The sequence below is a fragment of the Anaeromicrobium sediminis genome, from assembly GCF_002270055.1.
Classification (GTDB): Bacteria; Bacillota; Clostridia; order Peptostreptococcales; family Thermotaleaceae; genus Anaeromicrobium; species Anaeromicrobium sediminis.
The window spans coordinates 1-11,817 of sequence record NZ_NIBG01000009.1; the positions used below are offsets into that span (position 1 = coordinate 1).

Genomic DNA, 11,817 nt, shown 5'->3' on the forward strand with positions numbered 1-11,817 from the left:
ATTTAAAAAATCAGCAAAAAGTGCTGAAGAGGAAGTAAAAGAAGTTGTTGAAGTAGTAGAAAGTAAATAAAACTAAAGAGAAAATTTGAGGAAAGATTAGAGGAGGAAATACTATGAATCGCCGTGAATTTTTAAAGGTTGCTGGAGTTACCACTGCAGTAACAGGAGCTGCACTTGCGTCGAATCCAAAGAAAGCATTTGCAATAGACCTTGGAGAGGAACATGATGAATTTCCATTAGAGATAACTAAAGATTTTAAAGGATTTAACCAAAAAAATGTTTTCTTTCACCGTGTTTATTGGGATAAAGAAATATATGATGATGAACATATCATAAAAACATATGGATATAAAACACCAGCTGAATCAATGATGGACTTTGTAATGACAGACGAGGGACACAAACCCCTTGTAAGATCAGGTGAATTAGGATACAGACAAGTTGATTATGCCTTAAATAAAGCGGGGTGGAGTGTAGAGGCCCATTTTAATGGTGGTTCTTCAGCGGGAATGCGTAATGTATACCTTCAAAAATATCCTGTAAACCCAGAGACAGGTGAAGAAATGAAGGACATGCCTGTGTTTATTCCAAGTTTAAATTCTTGGGATAACTCAAAGGCTGATGAAATAATAGCACATGGAAGCCAGTATAAATTTAAAGATAAAAAAGAAGCATCACAATATATCAAAAAAGCATCAAAGTTTTTAGGAGCAGATTTAGTTGGTATTGTACCCTATGAAAGGGCAAAGAAATGGGTTTATACAGAGTGGTCAAGACCAAATGCCAAATTATTTACAATGCCAGATGGATCAAAGTCATATAGTCCAATGAATCCTGCTACAGTTCCCACTGGTGAATATGAAACATATGGTGTTACCACAGTAAAGCCAGATTTTAAGCGTGAAGCTGGATTTGAACCAAAATCAGTTATAGTTTTAGCCTATGAGATGGATTATCATGGATTTAAGACAGCCCCATCACAATTAGCATCAGCAGCTGCTGGGACTATGTACTCGAAAATGGCTGAAACAAACCATAAAATAGCAACTTTCTTACGAGAGATAGGATATAAAGCAGCTCCAGCTGGAAATGATACGGCTCTGTCAGTGCCACTTGCAATTGAAGCAGGATTAGGTGAAGGTGCTCGAATGGGAATGATAATAACAGAATCCTACGGACCACGTGTACGTATATCAAAAATATTTACTGATTTAGAATTACATCCTGATAAACCAATTACCTTTGGAGTAAAGGAATTTTGTAATGTATGTATGAAGTGTGCTGATGCTTGTCCATCTAAAGCTATTACCCAAGAACCAGCACAAGTACTAAAAGAAGGTATGGAATTTGATACGGGTAAAGTTAATAAATCAGTATGTGCAGGTGTTGAAAAATGGTTTGTAAATGCTGAAAGATGTAATGCATTCTGGGCTTATAACGGTGGAGACTGTGGGACATGTTTCTCCGTATGTCCATATAATAAAATTGATGAGTGGCATCATGATTTATCAAAATTAGCCACATTAACGCCATTTAAACCATTGTTACGTTCACTAGATGAGATGTTTGGATATGGTGGTCCAGTAGAACCGGAAGCACGTATGGAATCTAAATATCTAAAAGATGCAATAAATGATTTCTGGGAAAAAATTTAGAGGGGGGATATAGTATGCATTTAATAGCTAGTTTAATAAAATGGGTGTTTTCTTTACATCAATTAGTATGGTTTGTATCTGGAGGACTGATGTTCTCTTCAATGACATATTTTCATATGAAATTAAAGCAAGATAATAAAGCTAATAAAATGAACTTTACATTTATAGTATTATCAGCATGTACATTTGCATTTACAATATTATGGACTTATGATTCATATGTAGAAAATGAAGTTAGAGCGGCTAATATGGGATTATTAGTGTTTGGAGGATTGGCAGTAGTTTTTGCTATACTTGCATATAGATTTACAACTAAAAAAGATACAATCAAAGCACAAGCTTAAACAAAAGGGCATTTATTGCCCTTTTATATGATTTTCAATGGAAATGTTCGTTTTTAAATAGTAGATAAAGTATTAGAAAAGGTGATAAGATGAATGTTGAACTTGGTCAATATAAAGGATTTGGTTTTAGACGTCCAAATGTAAATGTGGCAGATGAAGAAATCAATAATTATATAAACAAAATAAGAGAAAAGTATAAAGTAAAAGTTGAAAAAGAAGGTTCTATTGAAAAACACGATTATGTGACTATATCATATGATGGATATCACAATGGACTACACAGGTCAGATATAAGTGCAAAGAACTACCATTCTAAATTAGGTGAAGGATATTTTTTAGATGATTTTGAAAAGCATTTATTAGGATTAAAAAAGGGAGATACCGTTGAATTTCACATGGTATTACCAAATAATAAACAATATAACTTTCTTCGTAATGAGACAGTTAATTTTAAAGTGGAAATTATATCTGTTATGAATAAAATTATCCCTGAGTTAACAGACCATATGATAAAAAGATTTAAAATTGAAGGAATAAATAATATAGATCAGTTAAAAGAATATGCAAAAGATCAGATCAATTATGAAAAAATAATGTTTGAAAGTACAAAAGTTGTTAATGAAATAATGAATAAAATTATAGAAGGTTCAAAAGTTCAATTAGAAGATGAAGAAATTGAAAGTCTTAAATTTGAGATATTGGAAGACTTTAAAAAAGAACTTGAAAAGAAAAATGCAAATTTAGAAATATATTTATCATATACAAAAAAAACAGAAGAAGAATTATTTGAACAGTGTAAAATAGAAGCACAAACCTATTTGACGGAAAAAGCTATAATAGAAAAAATAGCACAAGTAGAGAACATTGCGTTAAGTGATGAAGAAAAAGAAAAATGTGAAAATAGCAAAGTAAACGATGCTTTTAATCAGTTATTGTATCAAAAAGTTATACATTTTCTTCTAAAGGAAAATACAACTATACAGGAATAAATATAGTAATTTGTCCCTGTTATACATGGTTGTTATGACAATAGTCAAGAAAGCTTGGAAATCTAAATTTCTTCTGTTAACATTACATTTAGAGGGAAAATACAATGTTAAGATAGCGTTTTGATGAGGAGGAAGCTATGAGTAATAAAAAAAGAATTTTGCTCCTTGGAGCAGGATATGGTGGGTTATTAACAGCAAAAAAACTTGGGAATAAATTTAAAAATGATAGTGAAGTAGAGATTACTCTTATTGATAAAAACCCATACCATACAATGCGTACAGAGCTTCATGAGGTGGCAGCTGGTAGAGTAGACGAAGATTCTATTAGGATTGATTTAAAGAAAGTATTTGCAAAGAGAAAAGTAAATGTAGTACTAGATGAAATAATGGATATGGATTTTAATAAACAGGTTTTAAAATCAGAAAAAAGTATATATGAATATGACTATTTAGTAATAGGGGCTGGATCTCAGCCAACTTATTTTGGTATAAAAGGTGCAAAAGAATACACTCATCCATTATGGACTTATGATGATGCCGTTAGTTTAAAAGAGCATATTCTTCACATGTTTAGAGAAGCCGTTAAAGAAACGGATAAAGAAAAAAGACAAAAGATGTTAACTTTTGTTGTTGTAGGCGGTGGCTTTACAGGTGTTGAAATGATGGGAGAATTAGGCGAATGGAAGGATAGGTTATGTGAAGACTTCTATATAGACAAGGAAGAAGTAAAGTTATATTTAGTTGATGCCATGCCTAAAATACTACCTATTTATCCCGATAACCTAATTAAAAAAGCTGAAAAAAGATTTAAGGATTTAGGTGTTGAAATAATAACAGGTGCTGGTATAACAGAGGTTTCAAAGGATTCTGTTACCCTAGGAGATAAAGGTAATATAAATACTAATACGGTCATTTGGGCAGCTGGTGTTGAAGGTGCCAATATACTTGAAGCTATGGACCTTGAACAAAAGGGTAGAAAAAGAATCGTCACAAATGATAAACTACAAGCATTAGATCATGAAAATGTGTATGTTGTAGGAGACAATATATTCTACATTGTAGAAGGACAAGAGAGACCAGTTCCGCAGATGGTTGAAAATGCTGAACATTCAGCTCCTTTGATTGCAAATAACATTTATAGAGATATAAAAGGTGGAGAAAAGAAATCCTATAAACCAGGATTCCATGGTTCAATGGTTTGTATAGGTTCACGCTATGGTTTAGCACATCTAGGAATGCCTGGCAAATTTTTTGCTGTACCTGGTTTCTTTGCAATGTTTGTGAAGCATTTTATTAATTTGGTATATTTCTTACAAGTTGCAGGATTTAATAAATGTTGGTCCTATTTGCTACATGAATTTGTATATATAAAAGATAATAGAAGTTTTGTTGGTGGACACTTTGCTAAATTAGCACCAACCTTTTGGTTAGTCCCATTGAGAATTTTTATAGGTGCTACATGGCTACAACATGGTTTACAGAGTATGGCTATAGGTGAAATAGTAGTTGGTTTATCTTTAATTATTGGATTATTTACAGCAGTTTCATCTATTGCTTCAATTATTATGGCAGTGATGCTTTATGGTTCAGGTATGCCTTTATATGGAATTATAATGGGAAGTATAGCCCTAATAGGTGGTTCAGGTAGTACCTTTGGTTTAGATTATTATGTATTACCAGCTTTTAAGAGATTTTGGAAGAATATCGGTATTATGAAAAAATATTATTTATATGTAGACTAATAAATAGAAAAGGGAGTTGCTATAAAAGCACTCCCTTTTTAAATATATCTTCTAGAGTTAAATCTAAAGCATAATTCTATTTTAATATTTCTCCCGTTGTCATATCAATACTAAGAATTTCAGAGAAATCATACTCCTTATCAGAACTTGTAGTATAGTTTAACTTTATTTTCAACATATGAGAATCCTTTTGTAGAGTTTCAAAATCTGATTTAATCACATTAGCTTCTGCAGCTAAAAGTACTGACAAATCTCTATACCAGTCTTTAATGATATTATTTACCTTTTGTTCAATCTGTTTATCCTGGAAGTCTACTACTTGAGGATAAGTTAGTGTTAATTCTTCTTCTTCTTCATAGATCATGGTTTTATAATTTTCAGTTATCATTTGCACATTATAGTCTTCTGTGTTTGTAGTACTCTCATTTTTTGTGGCATTTGTAAGGGTAGTACATCCCACTAGTGCAACTAATAATAAACTGATGATCATTAATACATATGAGTTTTTACGAAAATTTTTTATCATAATAATTCTTCTCTCCACTTCCGATTTGTTTTGTAAAATATTTGTAATGATAGGGCTAAATTTGTTGTAGGAAAAATATTCTAATAGTTCGATAATAACCTTACCATAGGGGATATGATGCTTTTTATGCAATTTATTTAATACAAAAGTATCACAAGCAATTTCCATATCCATTTTCATTCTGTAAAAGCCAATCCAGATGAGGGGATTAAACCAGTATAAGGATTGAAAAACTAATATAATCCAATTTGTTAAAATGTCTTTTCGCTTTAAGTGAGATAATTCATGTAATATAATGAATCCTAACTTTGTCTCATCTAAATTAGATAAAATAGGTGCTGGAATCAGTATTCTAGGTTTAAGAATGCCTACCAGGCTAGGCGTAGAAAATTGCCTAGTTTTAATCAGTTTTACATTTGTTTGTATATTTAGTTGTTTTTTATAGTGATTTAAAATAGTCAGTATTTTTTCATCATAAATTTCTTCCTCATTACGTATTGAATCATGTAGTTGAATGTTTTTAATGATGGAAGAAAAAAGTACAAACAGTCCACCAAATAGCCATATCCATGACAACGTAGACATAATTTTTTTAGTTAAAGATTCTTCAAAAGTTAATATTCTTTTGTCCTTTTGAGTATTTTGCTTTAACCTATTGTATTGTATATCTTCTAAATCCTGGGATTTAGGCGGCACATCCTTTTCATTACTAACAGAAGGTAATATAGATTCAGAAGAGAGCTTATTAGTATCAAAATAATTGGGTATATTATACATGCTCAAGGCACTTTCTGATGTATAAGGAATGGTCAAGGCTATAAAAAGCAAAAACCATATTAAGTAATGTATTTGAGGAAGTAAAACTTTTTTGAAAACGAATTTTACTGCCAAAATAATTAATATTAGCAAGCTTGCTCTTATGGACATTTGAAAAATTATAGTTACAAAGTTACTCATCATCATTACCTTCTTCTAAAATCATTTTTAGTTCATTAATGTCCTTATCTGAAAGTTTCATATCTTTAATAAAGCTAGCAAACATTACATTAATAGAACCATTATAAACTTTTTTCAAAAATGATTCATTTTCTAATTTTCGATAGTTTGATTCTTCGACTAATGGATAATAAAGATAGGATTTACCATCTTTTTTGTAACTAATCACCTCTTTTTTCAACAGTCTATTAATCATAGTTTTTATTGTCTTTTCACTCCAATTATGGCCTTGATCTATCTGCTGAATAATATCATTAGATTTTATAGGATGGTTTTTCCAAATAATCTTCATAATTTCATATTCGCTATCAGATATTTTGGGAATATTCTTATGCATAGTTCTATTTATTCACCTCCATATAGGTTTAAATTACAATTGTAATCATAACTAAATATTACATTTGTAATCTAAAATTGTCAATATTATTTTAATATTTGATATGTGGTAAAAATAGGTATAAAGAATATTACCTACTATGCAAATTTTTTTAATACAAAAAGAAAAAAGAGAATCCATTATTAGGATTCTCTTATATGTTCTTATTACTGTATGTTACCATATTTGTCTACTAACTCTTGTAACTTTCTAGCATGCATACCTGATTCTTCAGCAAATTTTTTAAATGTGCTACTAACTTCCTCATTATCTACTTTCTTAGAGAACATTTCATAATCACGTACATTTTCTTGAGCATCAAGAAGTTTTTTCTTAATTACATCTCCAGTCTTTAAATCCATTTTGAAACACCTCCTTAGTATCAATATTATTTTGTGCTTGTAGAGGTAATTTTATAATTAAGTTATTAAATAACTATATTTCCCATAACTAGAAAATTTAAAAAAATAATAGAGGGCATTCAGATTTAACCATGGAATTTGACACAATAATTATAATTATATAAAATTAATCTATGCAAACGATTGTACAATATTATTAAATAGGATGTGAAAAATATGGGGGTTACAATAAAGGATGTGGCTAAAGAGGCAAAAGTTTCGCCTTCTACCGTCTCAAGGGTTATCGCTGGAAGTGATAGAATTAGTGATGAAACAAAGAAAAAAGTTAATGATGCAATAAAGAAGCTAAATTATCATCCAAATGTTGTTGCAAGGAGTTTAGCCAATAAAAGGACTAAAGTTATAGGAATCGTTTTGCCAAGTGAAGCAGAGGACTTATTTAAGAATCCATTTTTTATATATGTAATGGCAGGGATAAGCCAATATGCTCAAAAGGCAGGATATTACATAATGTATAGCTTTTTTAATACAGAGGAAGAGGGCTTGGGTTCTGTAAAAAATTATATTAACAGTAACTTAGCGGATGGAATAATTCTTACAACAGTTCATACTAATGATAGATGTATAGGATATCTTCAAGAAAGGGAATTTCCCTTTGTGGTAATAGGAAGGCCAGAGGACACTGAAGGTGTACTTTGGGTAGATAATGATAATTTTCAAGCCATGTATAATGTACTTAGTAAATTATTACTCAAAGGACACAAAGAAATTGCCTTTATAGGGGCTAAAAGAGAATTAAATGTATCAAAGGATAGATTAGGTGGATATAGACAAGCACATAAGATGCACGGTGTTCCTATTGATGAAAATATAGTGATAGAAGTTGATGACTTTAGGGAAGATCTAGGATATGGAGCTATGAAGAAAATTTTAGGTTCAAAGAAGCCAACGGCACTAGTATGCACAGATGACCTATTAGCCTTTGGAGCTAATTCATATTTGACTGAAAATAATATAAAAGGTATTTCTGTAGTAGGGTTTAATAACACTCCCTTAGCAGAATATCAAAATCCGCCTTTAACTTCAGTAGATATTAATGCTAAAGAATTAGGATACTATGCGGTAAAGATCCTGGCAGATAAGCTAGAAAAAAATATAAAGAGTATGCATCACATTGTAGAAACCAATTTAATAGAAAGACAATCAACCGAGTATTAACTTAGATATAAGAGTATAGATTTTATGCTCTTATTTTTAGTTCATAAGAAATTATAATAATTGTATTGACAATCTTAGAAGAGGACAATATAATCTAATTATGCAAACGGTTGCACAAAATAATTTAGAATAAAGAAAAACGATTGCACAACATGGATTAAATTACATAAGTTATTATGAACATAGGAGGGAATGTAGAAAATGTCTTCGCAAAAATCTAAATTAATTTCATTCGAATTTTGGCAAAAATTTGGAAAGGCCCTAATGGTAGTTATTGCAGTTATGCCAGCTGCAGGTCTTATGATTTCCTTAGGAAAAGTAACGGGAATATTCCTTGGAAACGCAGGGATTATCGGAATTATTGCACGTGTTATAGAGGATATAGGTTGGGGTGTAATAGTTAACTTAAATTTATTATTTGCCATTGCTATTGGAGGTTCATGGGCTAAGGAACGTGCCGGTGGAGCTTTTGCATCGGCTTTAGCTTTTGTATTAATAAATCGTATAATTGGATCAATTTATGGAGTAACATCTAGTATGCTTGTAGACCCTACAGCAGTTGTTAAAACTATAATAGGTGGAGAGCTTTTAGTTAAGGATTATTTTGTATCAGTTCTAGGAGCACCAACTTTAAATATGGGTGTCTTTGTAGGTATAATAGCAGGTTTCGTTGGAGCCACTTTATATAATAAATATTATAACTATAGTAAATTACCAAGTTATTTAGCATTCTTTAATGGAAAACGATTTGTTCCCTTCGTAGTGATAGGTTATTCTGTTGTTGTTGCAGCTTTACTTGCTGTATTTTGGCCTATTGTTCAGTCTGGAATAAATGGATTTGGAAAGTGGATAGCCACATCAAAGGATAGTGCACCATTTATATCTACTTTCATTTTCGGATCCCTTGAGCGCTTATTATTACCATTTGGTTTACATCATTTAGTAACAATTCCTATAAACTATACTCAGCTTGGAGGTAGTTATAGCATATTAACAGGAGACAAGATTGGTCAAATTGTATATGGGCAAGATCCACTATGGTTAGCGTGGATTACGGATTTGAATAACTTAAAAGCTGCAGGAAACATAGATACATATAAGAATTTATTATCTACAGTACATCCGGCACGTTTTAAGGTAGGTCAAGTTATAACTTCTTCAGCCACATTAATGGGGGCAGCCTTTGCCATGTATAAGAATGTGGAAAGTGATAAAAGGGAAAAGTATAAGTCTATGTACCTTTCATCAGCACTAGCTGTATTTTTAACTGGAGTTACAGAACCTATTGAATTTATGTTTATGTTTGTTTCACCTATCTTATATGGAGTTTATGCATTATTAACAGGTATAGCATTTGCCATGGCAGATTTAATAAATTTACGTATTCATGCCTTTGGTTTTATAGAGTTATTAACTCGTGTACCAATAATTGTAAATGCAGGTATTACAAAGGAACTCATTAGTTTCATTATTATATCTATAGGATTTTTATTTATTAGTTACTTTACATTTAACTTCATAATTAAAAAGTTTAACGTTTCAACACCAGGGCGCGGAGGTAATGATGTGGATATGGTGGAGAATAAATTTAAATCAGAAAAATCCGTATCAAGTGTGGAAGACGAAATAGCCGTTACTGCAATAGAATTATTAGGTGGAAAAGAAAACATAACAGATGTGGATGCTTGCATGACTCGCCTTCGTGTAACTGTTAAGGATAGAAATTTAGTTGCAGGGGAGAAAGCATGGAAGGAGAATAAGGCATTAGGCTTAGTAACAAAGGACAATGGAGTGCAGGCCATATACGGTCCAAAGGCAGACTTACTAAAATCTAATATTATAGATATTTTAGGTGAATAAAAATGAGACTTTTAACTTTAAATTGTCATTCATGGATAGAAGAAAATCAGATAGAAAAAATGAAAATAATAGCAAAAGAGATAAAAGAAAAAGGTTATGACCTTATAGCACTGCAAGAAGTGAATCAGTCTATAGGTGCGAAGATTGTTTCTAAAAACATAAAGGAAGATAACTTTGCCCTAGTCCTATTAAAAGAGTTAAAGGATTTAGGTTGTGGGGAATATAATATGACCTGGGATTTTTCTCATATAGGTTATGACAAGTACGAAGAAGGAGTTAGTATTATAACTAAGCATAAGATTGAAGAAGAAAAATCCTTTTTCATAACTAAAGGTGAGGATAAAAACTTTTGGAAAACTAGAAAAATCATAGGAACTACTATTACGATAAATGATAAACTAATGGATTTTTACTCTTGCCATTTAGGCTGGTGGAAGGATGAAGAAGAACCCTTTAAAGATCAAGTAGATAGGTTAGTGGGCCATGTTAGAAAAGGTAGACTTACCCTTTTGATGGGAGATTTTAATAATAATGCCTTTGTAAGAGACGAAGGATATGATTATTTAATAAAAAAGGGATTTTATGATACGTTTTTTATGGCTAAGGAAAGGGATAAGGGAGTTACAGTAAAAGGCAAAATAGCTGGTTGGAGCTCAAATGAACAAGACTTAAGATTAGATTTAATCTTGTCTAACAAAAGAATGAATGTTAAATATTCTAAGGTCATATTTAATGGAGAAAATAAGCCGGTAGTATCAGACCATTATGGAGTAGAGATAGAAGTGGAGGGATTTTAGTGGAGGATAAATATGTTATAGGTATTGATTTAGGTGGAACTAAAATTAGTGGAGCCATTGCGGATTTTAATGGACATATAATTTCAAAGTACACTCTTCCTACAAAGGCACAGGAAGGTGAACATGCCGTATTAGATAGAATAATATCAGTTGTAGAAAAAATAATAGAAGAATCAAAGGTAGAAAAAGAAAAAATTATATCTATAGGTATAGGTTCTCCAGGTCCATTAGACCCTAGAGAAGGAAAAATTATAACTACTCCTAATCTTCCTTTTAAAGATTTTAATATAGTAAAGCCTTTAATGGATAGATTTAATATGCCTGTTTTTTTAGATAATGATGCTAACGTGGCAGCCATAGGAGAATATACCTTTGGAGCAGGAAAAGGAACAAATAATATGGTATTTATAACGGTTTCTACTGGAATAGGTGGAGGTGCCGTATTAAATGGAAAAATATATAGGGGTAATACTTATAATGCTTTAGAAATTGGTCATATGACCCTAAAAAAGGATGGACCTCTTTGTAATTGTGGAAATTATGGATGTGCAGAGGCATTAGCTTCAGGTACTGCCATAGGAAAGGGAGCTATAAGGGAATTAGAGAGAAATTCTAATAGCTCCTTAGAAAATTATGAAAAGATAACATCCTATGAAGTATTTGAGGAAGCAAAAAAAGGGGATAAGGTAGCTCTTAATGTACTTAATAGGGCATTATCTTATCTAGGCATATGTGTTGCAAATGTAATTACTTCCTTTGACCCAGAAATGGTTATAATTGGTGGAGGCGTTTCAAAGGGTGGACATATGGTATTTGAAAAGGTAAATGAGGTAGTAAAGGAAAGATGTTTTGAAGCTATGTACAATAGTGTTAGAATAGTGCCGGCGGCTTTAGGAACTGATGCAGGAGTAAAGGGAGCTGTGGCTCTTGCCATAATGGAGAGTCAATAAGG

11 protein-coding genes are annotated in these 11,817 nt (G+C 31.6%); 8 read left to right on the top strand and 3 right to left on the bottom strand.

Going from position 1 to position 11,817, the window contains the following annotated elements; all coding sequences use genetic code 11:
• The first annotated feature begins 113 nt into the window (after positions 1 to 113).
• From CCE28_RS11145 to CCE28_RS11160, 4 genes are all read left to right on the top strand, one after another.
• Entirely contained in the window at positions 114 to 1,655 is a 1,542-nt protein-coding gene (locus CCE28_RS11145; protein ID WP_095133796.1) for a reductive dehalogenase, read from the top strand.
• Positions 1,656 to 1,669: 14 nt separating this feature from the next.
• Positions 1,670 to 1,999, top strand: coding sequence for a hypothetical protein (locus CCE28_RS11150; RefSeq protein ID WP_095133797.1), 330 nt, complete (start codon positions 1,670 to 1,672; stop codon positions 1,997 to 1,999).
• A gap of 89 nt (positions 2,000 to 2,088) precedes the next feature.
• The gene (locus CCE28_RS11155; protein WP_095133798.1) at positions 2,089 to 2,988 is read left to right on the top strand and encodes an FKBP-type peptidyl-prolyl cis-trans isomerase; all 900 of its coding nucleotides are present in this window, start codon (positions 2,089 to 2,091) and stop codon (positions 2,986 to 2,988) included.
• A 137-nt stretch (positions 2,989 to 3,125) separates the two neighbouring features.
• Entirely contained in the window at positions 3,126 to 4,730 is a 1,605-nt protein-coding gene (locus CCE28_RS11160) for an FAD-dependent oxidoreductase (RefSeq protein WP_095133799.1), read from the top strand.
• A 76-nt stretch (positions 4,731 to 4,806) separates the two neighbouring features.
• Here CCE28_RS11160 and CCE28_RS11165 read toward each other — a convergent pair whose 3' ends face one another.
• From CCE28_RS11165 to CCE28_RS11175, 3 genes are all read right to left on the bottom strand, one after another.
• A complete protein-coding gene (locus CCE28_RS11165; RefSeq protein ID WP_176461778.1) occupies positions 4,807 to 6,213 on the bottom strand; it encodes a M56 family metallopeptidase in 1,407 nt (468 codons plus the stop codon).
• Complete coding sequence (locus CCE28_RS11170) at positions 6,206 to 6,589, bottom strand: BlaI/MecI/CopY family transcriptional regulator (RefSeq protein ID WP_095133801.1); 384 nt, start codon at positions 6,587 to 6,589, stop codon at positions 6,206 to 6,208. The genes CCE28_RS11165 and CCE28_RS11170 overlap by 8 nt, the downstream gene beginning before the upstream one ends.
• A 206-nt stretch (positions 6,590 to 6,795) precedes the next feature.
• The gene (locus tag CCE28_RS11175) at positions 6,796 to 6,990 is read right to left on the bottom strand and encodes a ferritin family protein (RefSeq protein ID WP_095133802.1); all 195 of its coding nucleotides are present in this window, start codon (positions 6,988 to 6,990) and stop codon (positions 6,796 to 6,798) included.
• Positions 6,991 to 7,206: 216 nt separating this feature from the next.
• On the opposite strand from CCE28_RS11175, the gene CCE28_RS11180 reads away from it, so the two are divergent.
• The 4 genes from CCE28_RS11180 (at position 7,207) to CCE28_RS11195 (ending at position 11,815) form a co-directional block, all read left to right on the top strand.
• A complete protein-coding gene (locus tag CCE28_RS11180) occupies positions 7,207 to 8,208 on the top strand; it encodes a LacI family DNA-binding transcriptional regulator (RefSeq protein WP_095133803.1) in 1,002 nt (333 codons plus the stop codon).
• 201 nt (positions 8,209 to 8,409) lie between these two features.
• Complete coding sequence (locus CCE28_RS11185; protein ID WP_095133804.1) at positions 8,410 to 10,068, top strand: PTS transporter subunit IIBC; 1,659 nt, start codon at positions 8,410 to 8,412, stop codon at positions 10,066 to 10,068.
• Positions 10,069 to 10,070: 2 nt separating this feature from the next.
• Entirely contained in the window at positions 10,071 to 10,865 is a 795-nt protein-coding gene (locus tag CCE28_RS11190) for an endonuclease/exonuclease/phosphatase family protein (protein WP_095133805.1), read from the top strand.
• Positions 10,865 to 11,815, top strand: coding sequence for an ROK family protein (locus CCE28_RS11195; protein WP_095133806.1), 951 nt, complete (start codon positions 10,865 to 10,867; stop codon positions 11,813 to 11,815). The genes CCE28_RS11190 and CCE28_RS11195 overlap by 1 nt, the downstream gene beginning before the upstream one ends.
• Positions 11,816 to 11,817: the final 2 nt, after the last annotated feature.